We start from the raw sequence: 21289 nt of genomic DNA on the forward strand, positions 1-21289 counted from the left end.
CTCCTGGCGTGGTCGGTCACAGCGCACCCCCGGTGTGCAGCGCGGCGAGGGCGTCGCTGTCGTAGCCGAGTCCGCGCAGTACGGACTCGGTGTGCTCGCCGACCGCCGGGACGGGGTCCATACGGGGCGTCAGGCCCGTGGGCGTGGCGGGTGGCAGGAGTGCCTTGACGGTGCCGCCGGGCGTGGCGACGTCCCGCCACCGGTCACGCCCCGCGAGGACAGGATGGTCCCAGAAATCGGCGACCGAGTTGAGGCGCGCGTTGGCCACCTTCGCCTCGTCGAGCAACTTCACCGCGTCGGCGGCGGTCAGTTCGGCGAAGCGTGCGGCGACGACGGCGTTCAGTTCCTCGCGGCGGGCCACGCGCGAGGACCCCTTGCGGAACCGGTCGTCCGTCGCCAGGGCGGCATCCTCGAGGAACACGGCGCAGAACGAGGCCCATTCACGCTCGTTCTGGATCGCGAGCAGCACCGTCTTCCCGTCGGCCGCGTCGAACGGGCCGTACGGCGCGATCGTCGCGTGCTGCGCACCCACGCGCGCGGGCTGCGTGCCCGAGTACGCCGTGTAGTACGCGGGCGAGCCCATCCACTCGGACAGCGCCTCGAAGAGCGACACCTCGACGGGCCGCGCCACACCGGACTCCCGGCGTTCGTAGAGCGCGGTGAGGATGCCCGAGTACGCGTACATGCCCGCCGCGATGTCGGCGATCGAGATGCCCACCTTCGCGGGCGCCTCGGGAGCGCCGGTCAGCGACACCACGCCGGTCTCGCACTGGATGAGCAGGTCGTACGCCTTGCGGTCCGCCCACGGCCCGGTGTTGCCGTAGCCGGAGATGTCGCACACGATCAACGACGGGTGGCGCTGGACGAGTTCGGCCGCGCCTAGGCCCAGGCGGCGGGCCGCGCCGGGCGCCAGGTTCTGCACGAACACGTCCGCCTCGCCGAGCAGCCGCTCCAGGACCTCGCGGCCGCCGGGCGACTTGATGTCGAGCGCCACCGACTCCTTCGAGCGGTTCAGCCACACGAAGTAGCTCGACTGGCCGTGCACCGACTCGTCGTAACCGCGGGCGAAGTCACCGGCTTCGGGCCGTTCGATCTTGATGACGCGGGCGCCGAGGTCGGCGAGCTGGCGGGTCGCGAACGGCGCCGCGACCGCCTGTTCCAGGCTGACGACGGTGATGCCCTCCAGGGGCAGGCGGGTCATTCGTTCTCCAGGGGGCACGCGGCAGAAGGGAAGGAAGCGCGCATCAATTCGGCTGCGCCCTTCCAGTCGAGACCGGTCAGGAGGCCGGCGACGTCGGAGCCGCAGTCCGCGAGCTTCGCCGCGAACTCGGTTTCGGTGGCGGGCAGTTCGGGTGATCCGGGCGGGAAGGCGAGCGTCGCGGTGTGTGTGGCACCGTCGGCCGTGGTGATCTCCACCGTCGTCTCGCCGGTCAGCAGGCCGTCACCGTCGGGCGACGTGACGATCTCGACCAGCTCCATCAGGCGGCGTGCGCCCGGGCGGCGTACCTGCTCGTCGGTGAACGACGCGAAGCCGGGGTGCCGGTCGAGCAGTGCCGAGGCGACGGCGTACTCCAGGCTGAACTTCCCCTGCAGGCCGGTGTCCGGGCGGGCATGGATCAGCGGGTGCACGGCGGCCTTCGGCGTGCGGACGACGATCCGCACGACATCGGCCGAGCCGATGGATCGCTCGGCGACCAGTTCGCGGACCGCGCCGATCGGGCGCTGCATGGCGTAGCAACACGGAAAGATCTTGGTCGCCAGACCGCCGGGCACGGCTGCGGTGGTGGGGGCGAAGGCGTCGGCGGCGAGGGCCTCCCGGTAGCCGCCGACCAGCGGCAGCCACGCGTCCAGGGCGGAGGGGTCGGCGCCCGCGCCGGCCGCCGCCAGTCGTGCCGCCCGCACCCCGGCCTCGGCCGCGAAGCCCACCTGGAGCGACTTGGTGTCCGTGCCGAACGCCCGCTGCACCCCACCTGCCGCGGGCAGCGCCAGCGCGATCGCGCGCGCCAGGCCCTCGGTGTCCAGACCCAGCGCGAGGCCCGCTCCGACGGCGGCCGCCGGCGCGCCGGCCGTGCAGGTCGCGTGCCAGCCGCTGGTGTAGTGCCGCCAGCCGAGCGCGACGCCGAGCCGGGCCATCACCCCGGCCGCGGCCAGGTACTCACGAGCGCCGCCGCCGGCTGCGAGCACCGCGGGCACGCACACGACGGAGATGTGCGCGGTGGACGGCAGATGCAGGTCGTCGAAGTCCAGTACGTGGCCGACCGCGGCCCAGCGGGCGGCTTCCGGCAGTCCGGCGGACAGGCCGGCCATACGGTGCCCGCGTGCGGCCAAGGACACGGCGACCGTGTCCTTGAGCGCGTGCTCGGCCAGGCGCAGGTCGGCGGGGGAGGGGGCGAGGGCGTGGGCCCAGGTGGCCAGCTCCTCGGCGAGGTACGGCATGCGTCTCTCCCGATGGGGGTGATGGGTGGCGCCGCACGGGCCGACGAGAGGGCGGGCGCGCCACGGGAGGCGGGGCTGTCGGATCGGTTGACTGTGCCGGGCGGCCATGGTTACGTGCAGGTCGCATTCATTCGAACGATCGTTAAGTTAACAGATCGGGACCACACCCACCATGCCCCCGTGCGTGACGAACGCCGCACCACGAACCGCATGACGCGTCACCGGACGAAGACCCGCCGCACGCCGGACCCCCGCACGACGAAACGAGGCAACATGTCCGCGCCATCCGCCGCCGTGTCCCCGCTCGACTGGGACGACCCGACCGACGTCACGAACGCCCACCGGGGCCGACTCGGCTCCCTGGAACCGTGTGTGATCAAGAACGCGGAGGGACGGGTGGTCTGGGACAACGAACGCTGGTCGTTCCTTGCCGAGGACTGTCCCGACACCGCCGACCCGAGCCTGTGGCGCCAGGGTCGGCTCAACGCCCTGCACGGCCTGTTCGAGGTGGCCGAGGGCGTCTACCAGATCCGCGGCTTCGACGTGTCCAACATGACCGTTGTCGAGGGCCCGGACGGGCTTGTCGTCATCGACCCGCTGATCAGTGAGGAGTGCGCGGCCGCCGCCCTCGCGCTCTACCGCCGTCACCGCGGCGACACGCTCCCCGTCGCGGCCGTCGTCTACTCCCACAGCCACACCGATCACTTCGGCGGTGTCGGCGGAGTCGTCGACGAGACCGACGTCGCGGTCGGTCGGGTGCGGATCGTCGCCCCCGAGGGCTTCATGGAGGAGGCGGTCAGTGAGAACGTCGTCGCCGGGCCCGCCATGCTGCGCCGCGCCCAGTACATGTACGGCGTCGGTCTGCCCGCCGCCCCCGACGGCGCCATCGGCTTCGGCCTCGGTCAGGGCACCTCCAGCGGCAACGTCGCCCTGATCCCGCCGACGGACCTCGTCACCCGCACCGGTCAGGAACTCGAGCTCGCCGGCATACGGATGGAGTTCCAGCTGACCCCGGGGACCGAGGCCCCTGCGGAGATGAACCTCTACCTGCCCCACCACAAGGTCCTGCTCGTCGCCGAGAACGCCAACCACACCCTGCACAACGTCCTCACCCTGCGTGGCGCGCAGGTCCGGGACGCCCAGGCCTGGGCCGGGTACCTCACCGAGACGATCACCCTCTACGCCGACCGGTCCGACGTCCTGATCGGCTCGCACCACTGGCCCACCTGGGGCCGCGCCGAACTCCTCACCATGCTCTCCGAGCAGCGCGACGCGTACGCCTACCTGCACGACCAGACCGTGCGCCTGATGAACCAGGGCCTGACCGGCCCCGAGATCGCCGAAGAGCTGGCCGAATTCCCGCCGCAGCTGGCCGCCGCCTGGCACGCGCGCGGGTACTACGGATCCCTCAGCCACAACTCCAAGGCCGTCTACCAGCGCTACATGGGCTGGTTCGACGGCAACCCCGCCCATCTGTGGCCGCACCCGCCCGTCGAACAGGCAAAGCGGTACGTGGAGTTCATGGGCGGTGCGGACGAGGTGGTGAAGAAGGCGCGGGAGACCGTCGCGGCAGGGGATCTGCGGTTCGCCGCGGAAGTCCTCAACCACGTCGTGTTCGCCGACCCCGGCCACCGTGAAGCCCGCGAACTCCAGGCGGACACCTTCGAGCGGCTCGCGTACGGCTGCGAGAACGGCACCTGGCGCAACTTCTACCTCTCCGGAGCCCGCGACCTGCGCGACCACTCGGGCGAGGACGCGCGGGGCACCGGATCCGGCACCGGCGGTGGGCTGTCCTGGGCTCTCCCCGCGGACCAGCTGTTCAAGGCGCTCGCGGTGCGGGTGGACGGGCCGCGAGCCGCTGCCCACCGCATCGTCATGCGCTGGGAGTTCGGTACGGGGCAGGGGAACGCCGTCGACTCGTGGACCCTGCTGCTCGCCCATGGCGTGCTCACCCCGATCCATGGCCCCGCCCCTGCCGGGGAGCAGCCGCAGGTGACCGTACGTACCGAGCTCGGAGCCCTTGGCCAGGTACTGGCGGGGCGGGTCACGCTTGCCGGGGCGGGTGCGCGGATCGACGGTGACGCCACCGTGCTCACGACGTTCCTCGGGCTGCTGCAGGCACCCCGCCGAGGGTTTCCGATCGTGACGCCCTGATCCGTGTCCTGTCCGGACACGGCGACGGCCGCACCTCGCAAGGGAGGTGCGGCCGTCGTGCCGTTCCGGCCTGCGGGCCGGGACCTCGGCATGGTTCAGCCCGGCAGGGCGGGTGCTCCGGCCGTGCCACTGCCGGCTTGTCCAGCACGGAGAGCCGGTCGACCTCGGCGACGTCGGCGCTGCGGTTGACCGGTGTGCCGTGCCGGACGGCGTCCGCCGGTGCCCTGTCGTCGGCCAGGGGCTGCTTCAGCAGGCTGAACCGGATCCTGGCATGGCGGTGGCCCGACTCCGCGGGACGCGGAATCGGGCCATTGTGCCGAGCGGGGGTCAGTGCGGGGTGGCGAGCCCTGCCGCGTCCCGCTCGGGATCGGTGAGCAGCGCCGAGACGACCGCGCCCGTCACGACCAGGACGCCGATCACCAGGAACCCGCGTGAGTACCCGACCGCCGCGGTCGGCGCGGAATCCACCAGGCTGCCGAGGAGCAACGGGGCGATGATCCCGCCGAGGCTGTAGAGGGCGACGATCACGCCCATGACGGCGCCGCGCTGCCGAGCCGGTACGACGTCCGACACGGCCGCGAACGCGATGCCGTAGCCGGCGCTCGTGAGCGACGCCCCGACCACCAGCAGCAGCAACTGTGCGACGCTCCGGTCGAGCAGGGCGAACCCGACCGTGCTCAGCCCTCCGGCGCCGGCGAGGGCCGCTGCCAACAGGCAGCGCGCCACCCGGCTGGAGGCCCCTCGCCGCGACAGCCTCGCCGAGGCGAGTCCGACGAGGATCTGGAAGAGAGCAGCCGCCGCGTACGGCAGCGCGACGAGCGTGCCGGACTGCTTTGCGCTGTATCCCAGGCCTTCTCGCAGATACAGCGGCAGCCAACTGACCTTCACCGCGATGCTCCAGTACGAGGTGAAGAACAGCACCAGCAGACCTATGACCGTGCGGGTGCCGAGCAGTCTGCGCAGCGGAACGTGCTCGGGCAGTGCCGTTCGGGCCTGTTCCGGCGTGGCGGGCTCGGTGCTCATCGGTCCCTCGCCGCCGTTGAAGACCCAGGTCAGGACCCAGGCGATGCCGGCCACACAGAGCACCGTGAACGGAGCGTGCCAGTCGAAGCGCAGCATCACCCAGGTCAGGGCGGGGGAGGCGATCAGCGGCCCGAACCCGGCGCCGGCCACGACGATCGACGTCGGCAGGGCGCGCTTCTCGGGCGCGTACCAACTGTGGGTGACGGCGGTGGCCATCGCCGTCGCGGGCCCCTCGGCGAAGCCGAGCAGGACGCGGCAGGCGATGAGGAGCCCGAAGCCGACGCTGCCGGTCATGGGCGCGAGGCTGATGGCCCACAACAGCCCGGCACCCGCCAGCAGCCAACGGGCCTTGACCCGCCCCATCAGCAGGCCGCCGAGAACCGATCCGACGGCGAGGAGCCAGTAGAAGCTGCTCTGTACGAGCCCGAACCGCTCCTTGCTGAGGCCGAGGTCGTGGATGAGGTCGACGCCTGCGAGGCCGATGACGACCTTGTCGGCGTAGTTGATGAGCATGAAGCAGAACAACAGTCCCACCACAAATGCGGCCCTGCGCTTCGTGGGGGCGGCTGTGGTCGAGCCACGGTGCGGCTCGACCACAGCCGACTGGGCGCTTCGGGGCATGCGGGACCTCCGGAGGGTCGCAGAACGCTGGGTGACGTGAGGCATGGGAGCCAGAATTGGTCGAACGTTAACTACATGAGGCGTAGCTCACAAGAGTGTGGGCCAGGCGATCTCTATCCGGCGGATCAATCTGGGGCAAAAAGGGGCAGCGAGCTGAGGGAGGCTCGCGCGACCTGAACGATTGTTCTGGGAATGGGTGCTGGTCAGGCGCTGCATGGACGAAGGAATCCTGGATGGGCGCGGCTCGCGGCGGTACGATGGCGGCACGTCGCCAGTTGTACGACCGTTCAGTCACGGAGTGAGCTGAGCTGCTGAGGAGATCGGAGCACCGTGTCCACGCGACCCGCAGGCCACAAGGCCATCATCGAGGCCGCCCGTGAGGAGTTCTCCGAGCAGGGGTACAGCGCGACGTCGATCCGGGACATCGCCAAGCGGGCCGGGGTCAGCCTCTCCGCGCTGTACTACTACTACAAGGGCAAGCAAGAGCTCCTCGTCGCGATCCTCGACGACGGTCTCGACGCCTACTTCGGCGCCTGCGACGCCGCCCTGCGGGAGGCGGGCGAAGACCCGGCCGAGCAGTTGGAAGCACTGGTCGCGGCCACGGTCCGGTTCCGTATCGAGCACCCCGTCAAGAGCAGCATCGTGCTCACCGAGGGACGCAGCCTGGAGCCGGAACCCCTCGCCCGCTACCGCAAGAACGAGGAGCGTGGCACCCAGCAGTTCCGTGAGGTGATCGAGCGGGGTATGGCCGACGGCGTGTTCCTGACCCCCTACCCGGACGACGCCCGTCGCGCCGTCATCGCCATGTGCAACGCCATCGCGCAGTGGTATCGGCCTGATGGCGAGGTGACCCCTGAGGAGCTCGTCGAGCGGTACGTGTCGCTGGCGCTGACCGTGGTGGAGTACCGGCCGCGCTCCGTGCGCAAGGCCGTGCGCAGGTAGGGCCGGAGGCCCCCTCCGATCCGGCGCCGGCGCTCGCCGCGGCCTGCACAGTCGCGCTGGAGCCGTCCCCCGGAACACCGGTGGACGCTTACCTGACCCGTGGGAGTCGGCGGCGGACAGTTGCTGCCGCGCCCCGCGAGGCTGCGGCGCCTTTCCGGATCACGGCATGTGAGCTGGACCCGTTCCCGGGCCATCGCGGGGGGCGACGCAGGAGCAGGCCGGCGGTGTGACCAGCGGCCACCGCTGGGCCGTCAGTGGCCTTGCGCCCTCTGACGATCAACGGTGGCCGCAACCGTCGACGCTAGCCGGTCACGCCGGCGGTCTCGGCCGTGCCGGTGGTCTGCTGCCGTGGAAGCGCACCCGCCGGCGGCGTCTGCCGCACGGCCCGGTTGGCCGTGGTGAGGAGCGCCAGGACGAGCAGCCATGCTCCGCAGAGCCAGACCAGCGGCTTGGCACCCAGTGTGCTGATCAAAGCGCCGCCTGCGAGCGTGCCGATCGACAAGGCTCCCGTGGTGAGTGTGGAGACCGCACTCGTGGTCCTGCCCAGCAACTCATCGGGGGTGATGGCCAGTTGGTGGGTGGTCATCGCCACCGCGTACACCGGAGCCACCAGCGACTCGGCGGCCGCGACCGCTCCCAGCACCAGCGGGTTGGGTGCGATGGCGTACAGCGGGAACATCAACGCCTCCAGCCACAGCATCACCACGGCGATGCGGCCCAGCGGGAAGCGGCGCGTGGCCCTGTCCGAGACCAGCGCACCCGCCATGGCACCGACCGCCGCGCCGCTGAAGATGACGCCGATCCACAGCGGCGAGGCGCCCACCTGTCGGGCGAGGGTGATGATCAACAGATACCCGGCGCCGTAGCGCACCTTGTCGGCGGCCGAGACCAGGGTGAGGAAGCGTATGACCGGCCGGCGCCAGAGCCAGCCGAGCCCCTCTCGAATCTCGGTGGTGAGTCGGGACGTCGTCCGCACGGCCTGCCGGTCCACTTGGAATCGAGCGCGCATCAGACGCAGCGACGCCGCGGACACGGCGAAGGAAGCCGCGTTGACGGCGAACGGCACGGTCCGGCCGACGGCGTAGAGCGCACCGGCGAGTGAGGCTCCGAAGATGCCCACCGCGCCGGCGGCGGACTGCGAGTAACCGAGCGCGGCGGACAGTTGGCCCGGACCGACCACGTTGGGCAACGCCGCTGTGTTCGCCACCTGGAAGAGAGTGCTCAGGATCCCGACAGACACCGCCGTCGCATACAACTGCGGGACGGTGAGCCTGTCCAGCCACAGTGCGACGGCGACGCCGGCGGTGAGCACGGCCCGGCCGAGCTCACACCAGATCATCGTGGCCTTACGGTCCCACCGGTCGACGAGGGCGCCGGCAATCAGCCCGAACACCAGGAACGAAAGGGTGCCGAGGCCCAGTACGAACCCCGCTTGGGTGGCCGACCCGGTCAGGGCCAGCACGATCAGCGGCAGGGCCATGAACTGAGCCTGGTCACCGATGGCAGAGACCAACTGGCCGCTCAGCAGCAGCGAGAAGTCCCGGTTCCGGAACAGGCCCGGACCGCGAAGAGTATTCATTGAAGTTACGCTCCGTAACAGCTCAAGGACACAAAGGTGACGTCGAAGCTGGTGTCCGAGCTAAGAAACACGGGGCGTGACAGACATGCGTGAACCGTAGGCAGGGCCCGGGCCGGAACGCAATCGGTTTTCGTGGAGACGGCCGTACGAGCCCAGCGACTTCAACGACGGGATACCTCGGCCGGCGCGGAGCCGACGTCGTTCAGTTCTGGCCGACAGCGTTTGTCCCCCGCTTTGGACCGGAGACGGTGATCACGAGGCCGCCGGATGTTCACGGGTGTGGACGGCACTCACTCCTGGTCGTGTCGTGTGGGGATGGCCGCGATCAGTTGCTTCGTCGGCATCGTTCCTCGGCTTCGGCCGGGGTGTCGTAGTAGCCAGGCTGCGCGAGGAGGACCGAGCTGAAGCAGTAGCCCTGTTCTTCCTCCGGTTCGTCATCGGCTGCGAAGGGACGCCAGAAGCTCAACAGCAGATCGGGGGCGAGGAACGATGCCGGATCTTCTGGATCTGCCTGGACCCTGGTGTGTTCGCGCATGACGCTGACCACTTCACGTGCCGGCAAGGAGAACACGTCCAGACCTCGGAACATCACCCGGTCCGTCGCGGCGGCCGGGCGTCCGAGCTCGATCGCCTCCAACTGGCCTCGCATGCAGTGAATGCTGATCATCAGCCCGCTCGGGCGGAAGATGTGCTGACCTGGCCGGTCTGAATCCGACAGCGAGATGAGGTGTCGGCCAGCCGGATCAGCTCCACCGCATCGGCCTGTGTGTGCGTGTCCATGGCCGGGAACCTATGGCAGGCGCTCAGGAGCGACGCCAGCGGGTGTGCCGTCCGCGTTGGCGCTCAACGCCTGCGCCGGCGTGGCCGTGGGCGGGCAGGAAATGCCGGGCCGGTGCGGGCGAGCGTGGTCGCGTCCTGGGAGTCATCCGTGCCCGGCCTGGCGGCTCGCAGCCTTCACTGATGCGGGCAGGCCCCGCACAATCGGGAAGCCAGTCTGCAGCGGTGTTCGGGGAGCGATCGTGGCGATCAGGGACGATATTGGTAGGTGGTGGGTTTCTCCGGCGGCGCGCAGCATGGTGTTCGTGCTCCTCGCAGCACTGGTCTTCAACGGTCTGGTGCTTTTCGGGCAGCTCAACTCTCGAGACGACGCCTTCGTCGAACACGGCTTTCGATCGTGGGCGGCGGTGGCAACCTTCTCGTTCGCCGTCTGGGTCGCCCTGCTCGGCAGGGGAGTTGCCGCAGCCTGTGGACTGCCCGAGTCGTGGCGGGGCGGGCAACGGTGGTGGCTCGCGCCGCTTGCCTCCTACGCACTGCTCATGCTGGCCGCCGCCACAACGCTCAGAGGGATCACACGGGGTAACTCCTTTGACGTGCCGATCCGACACTTTGCAGTGCTGATCGGTGTGCTCACCGTGGTCGGAGCGGTTGCCGCGGCTCCCTGGGTGCTCTCCGTCTGGCTGGCGCAGGAGCGGATGCGGGAGAGGGCGGAGCCGCAGGCGTCCCTGGACTCCCCGCCCGATCCGCCGCACACAGCTGCCACCGTGGCCGATGTCCTGGCCGCGTGGCGGGTCATCGAGAGCAGCGGACTCGCGCTGTCGCTGATCGTGTCGACGTCCGTGCTCAACACCGGCGCATTGCGCCTGGCACTCATTGGCGCGGGTGTTGTCGACCCGGCCGAGTTCCCTGCGCGCTTCGTCCTCGGGTACGGCGCCTTCTTCACTGCCATCCTGGCGGCCGTCCTGCTCCCGCTCGTGCTTTCCTGGCGCAGGCAGACGTTCGCACTCGTCGAGCGGGCACTGCCCGCGCCCGAGTCGGGGCTCCTGGACGACGACGTGCTCGCGGCCAGGGCGCGCATGGAGACGCAGCTCCATGTAAGCGCCCGCTTCCTGAAGAACCCGATCGCTGCCCTGAGCGTTCTGTCACCCTTCGCGACCGCGCTCGTCACCGCCCTTGTTCCCAGCGCTGCTTGACCGAGGACGCCGCGTGCGGGAGCGGCTTTCACGAGAGCGGGCTCTGGCCCAGCTTTTGTGTGGCGTCAGCAGTGGCAGTGCACTCGTACCAGGATCGTGTCGTGGGGCAGTTGCGACAGGTATGCCTCGCTGCCCGGCCAGACAGTGGGCGCGGGGGGTTGGTGGGTACACGAATCCGGGTCGCAGTACGCGTGAAGGGCGCTTCCGTCGCTCTCTCGCCACCAGCCGTCCACGGTGAGTACGTCCGTCTCCCACGGAACCCAGGAGAGCTCACGGATGTAGTCGGCACGGCTGCCGCGGAAGCCGATGATGGGATGCTCCGTATGGAACGGGGAGTCTGGATAGCCGCCCCGGCCGAGGCTCCAGGGGTGATGGATGTAGGCGTTGATCAGGGGCTGGGCCCGGTAGGCGGCCAGCATGCCGTCGGCCCAGGGACCGCCAGGGAACGCGTGCGGATCTTTTTCCCAACGGTCCTCGAAAAACGACAGGGGCAGTGCCGGCGGGTGTACCGCGGACAGTTGCTGCCACAGGTCCCAGGACGCGGCTATCACGCGTTCGGAAGCGGCTTGCGGCCGTGAGAAGTCGAGCAGGCCACGCGGTCCTCCGGCACAGACTCCCGGAGCGCTGGGAGCGGGGAAGCCGTCATATGTGGGCTCGTCGTGAACCAGCCTGGGATCGTCCTCGTATCCGCGGACGACCGCGAACCCCTGACCGTTGCTGCCGCCGCGGATGCGGCGTGAATCCCACATGCCGCGGCCCACGGGGTTGTCACTGTCCTGGTCAAACGGCGCGAGGGCCGCCGTGAGGGCCCCGTCGATGTCGTCCGCGGCTTCGGGTGACAGACACACCGTCACGGTCAGGCCGGCCATACGCTTTCCCTACTCTGTCGGCGAACAGCATGATCGCATCGAGTGGCAACGTTCGGCATGCCGATTTCGCACCGAGCAGGCGTCCCATCCATTCTGAGTCACAGTCCCAGCCCCAGCAGACCGCGCTTGATGTCCGCGATGAGGCCGCAGACCGGCTCCCCACGAAGCGCCTGGCAAGCGCAGAGGCGGCGGCCGTGAGAACGAACCCCAGTGCGTATGCCGCGCGCAATCCAACGAACTCGGCCACCACGGCAGCCAACGGATACCCGAGGCCCAGCCCCGCCCTGCGTCTCGTTGTAGCGGTCGCCGTGAACGCCGAGGCGTGCCGCCAGGGTGTCCAGGTCGGCCCGCTCGTCGGCGGACAGGGGCAGCTGTGTGGCTGCGGCGTTCTCCTCCACCCGGGCGATGCGGCGGGTGCCGGGGATGGGCGCTATCCATGGCTGCTGGGCGAGCAGCCAGGCCAGGGGGCCACCTGTCCGGGGCTGGCGTTCTTGGCGCGTGCGAGGCCGGTGACGTGGTCGACCAGGGCCTGGTTGGCGGCCCGGTTGGCCGCGTCGAAGCGGGGAATCGTGCTGCGGATGTCTCCTTGGGCGAAGGTGGTCTCCGCCTGCACGGTTCCGGTGAGGAACCCCTTGCCCAGGGGGCTGAACGGCACGAATCCGATGCCGAGTTCGGCCAGCGTAGGCAGGACCTCGGGTTCGGGGTCGCGCGTCCACAGCGAGTACTCGCTCTGCACCGCGGTCACCGGATGGACGGCGTGGGCCCGGCGGATCGTCTCAGCCGCGGCTTCGGAGAGCCCGAAGTGGCGTACCTTGCCGACCTGCACCAGTTCCCCGACCGTCCCGGCGACCTCTTCGATCGGCACCTGGGGATCCACCCGATGCTGGTAGAAGAGGTCGATCGTGTCCGTGCGCAGTCGGCGCAGCGAGGCGTCGGCGACGCGGCGGATCTGTTCTGGACGGCTGTCCAGTCCGGTGGAGGCGCCGTTCTCGATGCGCCAGCCGAACTTCGTCGCCAGGACGACCTGCTCGCGCACCGGGGCGAGGGCCTCACCGACGAGTTCTTCGTTGACGTAGGGGCCGTAAACCTCGGCTGTGTCGAAGAATGTGACGCCCCCCCGGTCGACGGTGCCGCGCAGGACCTCGATCATCTGGCTGCGTTCGCCGGGTTGGGGCCGTAGCTCTGGGACATGCCCATGCATCCCAGCCCGATGGCCGAGACTTCCAGGCCCTGGCCGAGCGTACGTGTGTGCACGGTGGAACTCCTGACGGTGTGTGCGCTCGAGTGCATCCTGGAGCGGCGAGCGTTGTGGCTGCCGCCCCCTTCGGTATTGCCGGCGGGCTCTTCAGGGCCGGAGCAGGGCCTTGATGGCGCGGCGTTCGTCCATGGCCTCGTAACCCTGGGCGACCTCGGACAGCGGCAGTTCCAGGTCGAAGACCTTGCCCGGCTCGATGCGGCCGGACAGGACCTGTTCGATCAGGTCGGGCAGGAACTCCCGCACGGGGGCCGGACCGCCGCGCACGCCGACGTGCGAGTAGAACAACTCCGTGCCGTCGATCCGTACATCGTGCGGGACGCCGACGAAGCCGACGTTGCCGCCGGGGCGTGCGGATTGCAGGGCCTGCTGCATCGACTGCTCGTTGCCCACGCACTCCAGGACGCGGTCGGCGCCGATCCCGCCGGTCATGTCCTTGATCCGTGTCACGCCCTCCGTGCCGCGCTCGGCGACGATGTCCGTGGCACCGAATTCGATGGCAAGCTTCTGGCGGGACTCGTGCCGGGACATGGCGATGATCCGCTCCGCCCCGAGTTCCCTGGCGGCGATGACCGCGCACAGGCCCACCGCGCCGTCGCCGACCACGACGACGGTGTCACCGGGGCCCACCTGGGCGGCCACGGCGGCATACCAGCCGGTGCCCATCACGTCCGAGCAGGCCAGCAGGCTGGGAATGTACTTCTCGTCCGGCACCTCGGGGGTGGAGACCAGCGTGCCGTCGGCCAGTGGGACCCGCAGCTTCTCGGCCTGGCAGCCCTCCGCGCCGACGAACTCGCGGTGCAGGCAGTTGGTCTGGTAGCCGTTCTTGCAGTTCGGACAGGTGTTGTCGGAGGCGAAGAACGAGCCGACGACGAACTGGCCCGGCTTGATGTGCTGCACGGCGTCGCCGACTTCTTCGACGATACCGACGTACTCGTGGCCGAACGGTGTGGGCCCGCTGACCGGGTTGATGCCGCGGTAGTCCCACAGGTCCGAGCCGCACACGCAGGTGGCGACGGTGCGGATGACCGTGTCTGTGGGGTTGATGATCTGCGGGTCGGCGCGCTCTTCGAAGCGCACGTCGCCGGGAGCGTACAGGACTGCTCCGTGCATGATGGTGCCTTTCATTCTCAGCCGCCGAGGAGCGGCCTGTCGCGTGTCCGGAACCAGGACGCAGTCCGGTCCGTGAGCCGCGTGGGTTGTGGTGGTCAGGTGGTGCGAGTGCTGCGGCGAGGGCCGTGGTAGTCGGTGTCGGTGACGTGGTCGAGCCACGTGACGTCGTCGCCTTCCCACAGCGCGATGTGGATCATGAAGTGGTCGGGTGCGGCGCCGTGCCAGTGTTGTTCGCCCGGCGGCGTCCAGATCACGTCGCCCGGGTGCGCTTCGAGGATGGCGCCGCCGCGGGACTGGATCAGCGCGATGCCCTCGACGATGTAGAGGGTCTGGCCAATGCCGTGGGAGTGCCAGGCGGTGCGGGCACCGGGCGAGAAGCGCACCACGTTCGCCCGGGCCTGGGAGGCGTCCTCACCTCGGTAGATCACATCAGCCCAGGCATCGCCGGTGAACTGTGCGCCCGGCAGTTTGATCGTGGGCTTCTTCGGCAGGAGTTCCATGGTGTGGCGTCTCTCTCGTACGTGTTCCGTGTGGGTGTGGGCGGGGTGAGGGCGGGGTCAGGCAGCGCCTGACTCTTCGACGATCCTCTTCAGCTGGGTGGCCGCGCTCATGGCGTTGGGCCAGCCGGCGTAGAACGCCAGATGGGTCAGTGCCTCACCCAGCTCCTCCTTGGTCAGCCCGTTCTCGAGTGCCGTCTTCAGGTGATAGCCGAGCTGCTCGGTGCGATACAGCGCCGCGAGCGTCGTCACCGTGATCAGGCTGCGCTCGCGCGGAGACAGGCCCGGGCGTTCCCAGATGTCACCGAACAGGACCTCATCGGTGACTTCGACCAGCTTCGGTGCGACGGCTGCCAGTTCCTGAGGGGCGGCCTGCTTCTTGGCCATGACGTTTGCTCCTTGCTCTCTGGGCTGCGGCGCAGCCGGCTGTCTTCCTGGGGGACGTTTCTCGTGGGCTGGTCGAAGGGGGCGCTGACCAGCATCTGGCTGCCTTCGTCCATCTGTGGGCAGACCCGTCGCGCATGGCGCCCGTCGTGCATGGCGCCCGTCGGGCCGCGCCTTATGGCGCATCTCCGGGTCGGCGTCCACCGTGCCTGGCCCTCACGGACGAGCCGGTCTCAGCAGCAGGCTCGCGGCGGCGGCCAGAGTCATGGCGGCGGCGATGAACAGGCTGAGGCGCAGGCCATGGACGAAGCCGTCCGAGGCGGCCAGCAAGGCGCCGAAGACGGCTACGGCCAGGGCGCCGCCGATCTGGCGACTCGTGTTGAAGACGCCGCTTGCGATGCCCGCACGATGGGCGGGGACGGTGTGCAGAAGAGCTGCCGTGGTCGGAGGCATGACCAGCGGTCCGGCCAGCCCGACGGGAACGAGCAGAAGGGCGATCGCCCAAACGGGCAACGACACCGGCACGGTGCCCAGCACGGCGGACCCGGCGGCCATCAGCACGAGGCCCGCCACGACCGGGACCCGCGCCCCCAGACGTTGCACCAGCCGGTCGGACAAGGGTGTGACGGCCGCGCTCAGCAGCATCATGGGCAGGAAGCAGAGGCCGGCATCGAGCGGGGACAGACCACGCACCTGCTGGAAGTAGAGGCTGAACACGAACGGCAGGCCGTAGAAGCCGACCATGAACGCGAAGCCGATCACGATGGAGAGGGACATGGTCCGCGACCGGAACATGTCCAGGGGGACCATCGGGTGCCGGCCCCGGGCCTGCGCGACGACGAACGCAGCCGACGCGGCCACCGAGACGGCCAGGGCGGCAAGGACACGGGGAGTGGTGAAGCCGTCGGCGCCGGCTTCGATCGCGCCGTAGGTCAGCGCGCCCATCGCCACGATTCCGGTCACCTGCCCGGTCCAGTCGAAGGGCACCCGGTGCCGCGGGGTGGGTCCCGTGCGGGCGAGGAGCAGCAGGGTCAGCACGCCGACCGGCACGTTGATGCAGAAGATCATCCGCCAGCTGGCCAGGCTCAGTACACCGCCCAGAACGGGCCCGGCCGCAGCTGCGACCGCACCGCCCAGGGCCCACAGCGCGACGGCCCGTCCGCGCCCGGCTGCGTCCGGGTAGGCGTGGCGGATCAACGCCATGGACGTCGGCATGGCCACGGCCGCGCCCACTCCCTGGACGAACCGGGCGGCAACCAGCGCTGCCAGCGACGGCGCCAGTGCGCAGGCCGCGGAAGCCATCACGAACAGCGCCAGGCCCCCGCCGAACGCGCGCCGGGCACCGATCCGGTCGGACAGGGAGCCGGCCGACAGCAGCAGCGCGGCGAACATCAGCGTGTAGCCGTCCACCACCCACTGCAGACCGGCGATGCCCCCGCCGAGGTCGTCGCGGATCGAGGGCAGGGCGACGTTGACGATCGTGGCGTCCAGGGTGATGACGAAGAAGCCCAGGACAGCGGCAGCCAGTGTGGCCTTCGCGTGACGGTCGCCCGCGGCGGCTCCGTTGATGACGGCGGGAGCCGTGGCACCGGCGGTTCCGGACATGAGAGCAGCAGCCATCCTTCTCAAGAGGGGTACGGCGACGGCCGGGCGACCCGGCCGGCGCCTCGCGGAAGCAGCGACTCACCCAGGCAACCACTCTCGAAGCAGGTGAGGGAGTGCCTGCTGTCCGGGGTACTGGCAGGACCCCCCTGTCTGCCGCCCCGCATAGCCTGACCTCATGACTTCCGGTCACAACGTGCGCGCAGACATCCGCGAATTCCTGAGTACACGGCGCGCCCGCCTCACCCCTCAGCAGGCAGGCCTCCCGGCCTACGGCCGCACACGACGCGTGCCCGGACTACGCCGCGAAGAAGTAGCGACGCTCGCCGGCGTCAGCATCGACTACTACGTACGGCTGGAGCGCGGACACGTGGGAGGCGTCTCGCAGGAGGTGATCGAGAGCCTGGCATGCGCCCTCCAGCTCGACGACGTCGAACGCGCCCACCTCATCGACCTCGTGAGCTTGGCGAACGCCTCGGCTTCGGCCCGAGACCACACGCCACCTGAACACGCCCGGCGCGGCGTACGGCAGATCCTGGACGCGATGACCGGCGCTGCGGCGTTCGTCCGCAACACCCGCCTGGATGTCCTGGCAGCCAACCGGCTCGGAACCGCGCTCTACGCCGACCTCTTCGACAGCCCTGCCCGGCCCGCCAACCTCGCGCGATTCGTGTTCCTCGACAACCGCTCGCGGGAGCTCTACCGCGACTGGGAACGCATCGCCGACGCCGCCGCCGGCAGCCTGCGAACGCAGGCCGGCCGCAACCCCACCGACGAAGCCCTCTCCGGACTCGTGGACGAACTCGCCGCCGGGAGCGAACCGTTCCGGGCCCGCTGGGCCGCACACGACGTCGGCTACTACCGCAACGGCGTGCAGTACTTCCATCACCGGATCGCAGGAGACCTCGACCTGGACTACGACGCCCTGGAGATTCCGGCCGATCCCGGGTTGACCATCGTCGCCTACACAGCCGCTGCGGGGTCACGCGCATATGAAGCACTGGAGAGGCTCGGCGACTGGGCGTCGCGTCGCACGCATGCTCCTTGATCTTCCAGGTGGGCCGGCCTGCGAGTTCTTCACAGGCGGCCGACCGGGTACGCCGTGCGCTGGTGAACATGGACTCCGGTGCAGTCCGCATGCCACGCCGGTCTCTTGTCTGTGCGTGCCGGCGTCGGGTGGTGGTCAGGCTTGGGGGAGCGAGCCGGGCGTCGCGACGGGGCGGACGTTGCCTGTTGCGCCCTGGCTCCCGGGCAGGGGCCGATCGTCGATGACGTTCTTCATGACGAGAGTCGAGGTCAGGCGCTGGACTCCGGGAAGCCGGGCCAGCTGCTGGTCGTAGAGCTGCTGAAAGGCCGCGAGGTCGGCGGTGGCCACGCGCAGGAGGTAATCCGGCTCTCCGAACAGGCGCTGTGCCTGCAGCACGTATGGGACCGCGGACACGGCCTCCTCGAAGGCACTGACGGTGTCGGGGGTCTCCCAGCGCAGGGTGGCGAAGACGAGGGCCTCGAAGTTCAGACCGACGGCCGCCGGATCGACGACGGCACGGTAACCGCGGATCGCTCCCTCACGCTCGAGGTCGCGCAGTCGCCGGTGGCAGGGAGAGACGCTCAGCTGCACACGGGCGGCCAGCTCGGTGACCGTCAGACGGCCATCGAGCTGCAGTTCGGCAAGAATCTTCCGGTCCAAGGCATCCATGAGAGAGATTCTCCCTCACTTCGCCCAACCATGGGGTAGATACGCAAACACTTTCGGGCAAATCAAACCTATTCTTCCCTCTGGTGCAAGACGTGCGAGAGGGAACGAACGATGGACGCGACGACGCTGGCGGCCTTCCTGGCTGTGGACCTGCTGCTGGTCTTCACCCCGGGCGCGGACTGGGCTTACGCGATCTCCGCCGGACTGCGGGGACGCTCGGTCGTCCCGGCCGTCACAGGGCTGATAGCCGGCCATGCGGCCTATGCGCTGGTGGCCGTCGCGGGCCTGGCGGTGATCATGACGAGCTTCCCGGCCGCACTCACCGCCCTGACCGTGGTGGGCGCCGGGTACCTGCTGTGGCTGGGATGGGGCGTTCTGCGGCAGCCGGCCGTGCCGACGGCCGCCGGAAAGAGCGCTGACGCCTCCCGGCTGCGGGTCATGCTCAAGGGGGCCGGGATCAGCGGTCTGAACCCGAAGGCGCTCCTTCTGTATTTCTCGCTGTTTCCGCAGTTCATCCACCCCGCCACGGGCTGGCCGGTCGCCGCGCAGACCGGAGTGCTCAGCACGGTGCACCTGACCGCGTGCGCCGTCGTCTACCTCGCCGTCGGCGTCCTGGCCCGCACGGTGCTGAGCACCCGTCCCTCGGCCGCCCGCATCGTCACTCGTGTCAGCGGTGCCATGATGATCGCCATCGGCGCCTTCCTGCTGGTGGAACGCCTGGCCGGCTGAGAAACCCGTCCCGCTCCACCCGACACCGATCCGAAGGAGAGCACGCACGTGGAAGACCGGATGCAGCAGGAACAGGCGAGCCCCGCAGTGCAGAAGCGCGTCCAGGACAGCTTCGACCTGCAGGGCCTGATGTCCCACCTCGGCGCACGGATCACTCACATCGGACCCGGCCGGGTACACATCGTGCTCCCGGCCCGCCCCGAGGTGACACAGCAGCACGGCTACATCCACGCCGGTGCCACCAGCGCCATCGCCGACAGCGCCGGCGGCTACGCCGCGCTCACCCTGTTCGACGAACAATCCGAGGTCCTCACCGTCGAGTACAAGATCAACCTCCTCGCGCCCGCCGCCGGCGACCACCTCGAAGCGATCGGCCTCGTCCTCAAGCCCGGACGCACCCTGACCGTCTGCCAGTTGGAGGTCTACGGCGTCCAGGCCGACGGCGCCCGCAAGCTCGTCGCCAACGGCCAGCAGACCCTGATCCGCGTGGACAAGCTCGGGTAACTGCGCCTGCGGACCGACCGCGTAGCCGACGTCGACGACCACCGCCCCGACCTCGGAGGCGATGGACTCCGCGATGTGGTCGTCCTGCGGCTCCGCTTCGGGATTCGCGCGTCGTCGGTGCGCGCGAACCGGCGCGGGCGCGGCGATGCCGATGCCACGCCCCAAGCCGGTGGACCACGGCGGCTGCCCGGGTGAGAGCGGTGCGGGCGGGGAGGGGAAGGCGCCGGACTCGGGTGAGGCGGTCAGTCCCAGACGGACTCGGAGACGGGGCGCCACTTGTCGTCGGACTCGGCGAGGGCCTGGGCGGCGGCGCCGGCGTACTGCACGGCGTCCTTGCCCAGCAGGAGACGGACCGGGGCGTCATCGTTCCCGGCCAGGCCGACGATGGTTCGGGCGACCCGCGCGGGGTCGGCGGAGTGCGCGGCCGCGACGTGGGGGTCGGTGTTCCTGAGCATGTCGGCGAAGGCGCCGACCGTGGGCCGGTAGGGGGCGCTGATCGGCGGGACGGTCATGGAGGAGCCGGCCCAGTCGGTGCGCATGCCGCCCGGTTCGAGAACGGTGACCTTGACGCCGAAGGGGGCCACTTCCTGGGCGAGGACGGTGGAGAAGCCGCCGACGGCCCACTTGGCGCTCTGGTAGGCGGCCAGGCCCACCGAGCCGATCCGGCCGCCGAGGGAGGAGACCTGGAAGATGTGCCCGAAGCCCTGCTCGCGCAGGACCGGCGTCACGGCCTTGCTGACGTAGTAGACGCCGTAGAAGTTGGTGTCGATCTGGGCGCGGAAATCGTCGACGGTGCCGTCTTCGACGGAGGCGAGGTCGCCGTACCCGGCGTTGTTGACGACGACGTCGTAGCGGCCGAACGTCTTCAGGCCCTCCTGGACGGCGCGTTCCACGGCTCCCGGGTCGGTGACGTCGAGGGCGACGGGGTGGACGCGGTCGCCGTAGCGGGCGACGAGGTCGTCGAGCTTCGCGGTGTCGCGGGCGGTGGCGACCACTTGGCCGCCTGCTTCGAGGGCCGCGACGACGATGGCGCGGCCCAGGCCGCGGGAGCTTCCGGTGATGAACCAGACCTTGGACATGAGCATGCTCGTTTCCTGTCGTGGTGGGGGCCGGCAGGCGTTCTCGGAGACTGCTCAGAGTCGGCCCGAAATATCAGACCGCCGGTCCGTTGCGATGCCTCCAACGTAAGAGACCATCGGTCTGATGTCAAAAGACCGTCGGTCTGTAATATCTGGGGCATGAACACTTTCCAACGGGCGCGCAGCGAGGAGCAGCGGGAGTCGCGGCGGCGGGCGATTCTGGACACTGCCGCCGCCATGCTCGACGAGATGGCCGTGAGCGCGGTCAGCCTCAACGAGCTGAGTCGCCGCGTCGGACTCGCCAAGTCGAACGTCCTGCGCTACTTCGAGTCCCGCGAGGCCATCCTCCTGGAACTGCTCGATCAGGCCTGGAAGCAGTGGACGGCCGAGCTGCCGGAACAACTGGCTGCCGGCGTCGACGCTGCTGCGCCGGCGGTCGAGCGGGGCGAGCAGTTCGCCGCGGTGGTCACCGCCTCCCTCGCCGGGCGCCGGATGCTGTGCGACCTGCTCAGCGCGCAGGCCGGCGTGTTGGAGCACAACGTGTCCCCAGAGGTGGCGGCCCGCTACAAGAGGGCCGCCATCGCGAACGTGGACGAGCTCGCGGCCCTCGTGCGGGCGCACCTGCCCGAGCTCGGCGACAGCGCGCACCAGCTGGCCGCGTCCATGCTCCTGGTGATCGGCGCGGTGTGGACCCACGCCCGCCCGTCGCAGGCGATGCTCGCCGCCTACGACGCCGACCCCGCCCTCGCCGTCCTGAAGATGGACTTCGCCGCCTCCCTCCAAGGGCTGCTCGCCACCCTCGCCGCGGGCACCCTCGCCCGCAATCCGTCCTGACC

The 21289-nt window shown here is 69.8% G+C and carries 19 protein-coding genes and 1 pseudogene; 7 read left to right on the forward strand and 13 right to left on the reverse strand.

Going from position 1 to position 21289, the window contains the following annotated elements:
- Positions 1-16: 16 nt before the first annotated feature.
- On the reverse strand, positions 17-1201 hold the full coding sequence (locus ACZ7OY_RS43245; RefSeq protein WP_472250986.1) for a CaiB/BaiF CoA transferase family protein: 1185 nt from the start codon (positions 1199-1201) through the stop codon (positions 17-19).
- On the reverse strand, positions 1198-2436 hold the full coding sequence (locus ACZ7OY_RS43250) for an MmgE/PrpD family protein (RefSeq protein ID WP_472250987.1): 1239 nt from the start codon (positions 2434-2436) through the stop codon (positions 1198-1200). The genes ACZ7OY_RS43245 and ACZ7OY_RS43250 overlap by 4 nt, the downstream gene beginning before the upstream one ends.
- A 273-nt stretch (positions 2437-2709) precedes the next feature.
- Between ACZ7OY_RS43250 and ACZ7OY_RS43255 the strand changes: the two genes are divergently transcribed.
- Positions 2710-4590, forward strand: coding sequence for an alkyl/aryl-sulfatase (locus ACZ7OY_RS43255; RefSeq protein ID WP_472250988.1), 1881 nt, complete (start codon positions 2710-2712; stop codon positions 4588-4590).
- Between the two features lie 327 nt (positions 4591-4917).
- On the opposite strand, the gene ACZ7OY_RS43260 is transcribed toward ACZ7OY_RS43255, so the two are convergent.
- On the reverse strand, positions 4918-6234 hold the full coding sequence (locus tag ACZ7OY_RS43260; RefSeq protein ID WP_472250989.1) for an MFS transporter: 1317 nt from the start codon (positions 6232-6234) through the stop codon (positions 4918-4920).
- A 330-nt stretch (positions 6235-6564) separates the two neighbouring features.
- Between ACZ7OY_RS43260 and ACZ7OY_RS43265 the strand changes: the two genes are divergently transcribed.
- A complete protein-coding gene (locus ACZ7OY_RS43265) occupies positions 6565-7176 on the forward strand; it encodes a TetR/AcrR family transcriptional regulator (protein WP_472250990.1) in 612 nt (203 codons plus the stop codon).
- A gap of 301 nt (positions 7177-7477) precedes the next feature.
- Here ACZ7OY_RS43265 and ACZ7OY_RS43270 read toward each other — a convergent pair whose 3' ends face one another.
- Entirely contained in the window at positions 7478-8755 is a 1278-nt protein-coding gene (locus ACZ7OY_RS43270; protein WP_472250991.1) for an MFS transporter, read from the reverse strand.
- A gap of 325 nt (positions 8756-9080) precedes the next feature.
- Entirely contained in the window at positions 9081-9404 is a 324-nt protein-coding gene (locus tag ACZ7OY_RS43275; protein WP_472250992.1) for a hypothetical protein, read from the reverse strand.
- A 370-nt stretch (positions 9405-9774) separates the two neighbouring features.
- Here ACZ7OY_RS43275 and ACZ7OY_RS43280 point away from each other — a divergent pair, with 370 nt between their 5' ends.
- Positions 9775-10725: a hypothetical protein gene (locus tag ACZ7OY_RS43280; RefSeq protein ID WP_472250993.1), complete on the forward strand. Its 951-nt coding sequence runs from the start codon at positions 9775-9777 to the stop codon at positions 10723-10725.
- Positions 10726-10790: 65 nt separating this feature from the next.
- Here the strand turns inward: ACZ7OY_RS43280 and ACZ7OY_RS43285 are convergent, their stop codons facing one another.
- The 6 genes and pseudogenes from ACZ7OY_RS43285 to ACZ7OY_RS43310 form a co-directional block, all read right to left on the reverse strand.
- A complete protein-coding gene (locus ACZ7OY_RS43285) occupies positions 10791-11594 on the reverse strand; it encodes a hypothetical protein (RefSeq protein ID WP_472250994.1) in 804 nt (267 codons plus the stop codon).
- A 284-nt stretch (positions 11595-11878) separates the two neighbouring features.
- Positions 11879-12848 (reverse strand): annotated as a pseudogene (locus ACZ7OY_RS43290) (aldo/keto reductase); the annotation flags it as partial.
- Positions 12849-12939: 91 nt separating this feature from the next.
- Positions 12940-13962, reverse strand: a complete 1023-nt coding sequence (locus ACZ7OY_RS43295; protein ID WP_472250995.1) for a zinc-dependent alcohol dehydrogenase family protein — start codon at positions 13960-13962, stop codon at positions 12940-12942.
- Positions 13963-14057: 95 nt separating this feature from the next.
- Entirely contained in the window at positions 14058-14462 is a 405-nt protein-coding gene (locus ACZ7OY_RS43300) for a (R)-mandelonitrile lyase (RefSeq protein ID WP_472250996.1), read from the reverse strand.
- 57 nt (positions 14463-14519) lie between these two features.
- On the reverse strand, positions 14520-14846 hold the full coding sequence (locus ACZ7OY_RS43305) for a carboxymuconolactone decarboxylase family protein (protein ID WP_472250997.1): 327 nt from the start codon (positions 14844-14846) through the stop codon (positions 14520-14522).
- 213 nt (positions 14847-15059) lie between these two features.
- Entirely contained in the window at positions 15060-16448 is a 1389-nt protein-coding gene (locus ACZ7OY_RS43310; RefSeq protein ID WP_472250998.1) for an MFS transporter, read from the reverse strand.
- Positions 16449-16623: 175 nt separating this feature from the next.
- On the opposite strand from ACZ7OY_RS43310, the gene ACZ7OY_RS43315 reads away from it, so the two are divergent.
- A complete protein-coding gene (locus ACZ7OY_RS43315) occupies positions 16624-17493 on the forward strand; it encodes a helix-turn-helix transcriptional regulator (protein WP_472250999.1) in 870 nt (289 codons plus the stop codon).
- A 135-nt stretch (positions 17494-17628) separates the two neighbouring features.
- Here ACZ7OY_RS43315 and ACZ7OY_RS43320 read toward each other — a convergent pair whose 3' ends face one another.
- Positions 17629-18141, reverse strand: coding sequence for an Lrp/AsnC family transcriptional regulator (locus ACZ7OY_RS43320; protein WP_472251000.1), 513 nt, complete (start codon positions 18139-18141; stop codon positions 17629-17631).
- 111 nt (positions 18142-18252) lie between these two features.
- On the opposite strand from ACZ7OY_RS43320, the gene ACZ7OY_RS43325 reads away from it, so the two are divergent.
- Positions 18253-18870 carry a LysE family translocator gene (locus ACZ7OY_RS43325; RefSeq protein WP_472251001.1) on the forward strand — a complete coding sequence of 206 codons (618 nt, stop codon included), beginning with the start codon at positions 18253-18255 and terminating at the stop codon, positions 18868-18870.
- Positions 18871-18930: 60 nt separating this feature from the next.
- Positions 18931-19374: a PaaI family thioesterase gene (locus ACZ7OY_RS43330; RefSeq protein ID WP_472251011.1), complete on the forward strand. Its 444-nt coding sequence runs from the start codon at positions 18931-18933 to the stop codon at positions 19372-19374.
- Between the two features lie 242 nt (positions 19375-19616).
- Here the strand turns inward: ACZ7OY_RS43330 and ACZ7OY_RS43335 are convergent, their stop codons facing one another.
- Positions 19617-20453 carry an SDR family NAD(P)-dependent oxidoreductase gene (locus ACZ7OY_RS43335; protein WP_472251012.1) on the reverse strand — a complete coding sequence of 279 codons (837 nt, stop codon included), beginning with the start codon at positions 20451-20453 and terminating at the stop codon, positions 19617-19619.
- A gap of 159 nt (positions 20454-20612) precedes the next feature.
- Here ACZ7OY_RS43335 and ACZ7OY_RS43340 point away from each other — a divergent pair, with 159 nt between their 5' ends.
- Positions 20613-21287 (forward strand): TetR/AcrR family transcriptional regulator, encoded by a 675-nt coding sequence (locus tag ACZ7OY_RS43340; RefSeq protein ID WP_472251002.1) that lies wholly within the window; start codon positions 20613-20615, stop codon positions 21285-21287.
- Positions 21288-21289: the final 2 nt, after the last annotated feature.

The organism is Streptomyces sp. NPDC107559, assembly GCF_055657365.1.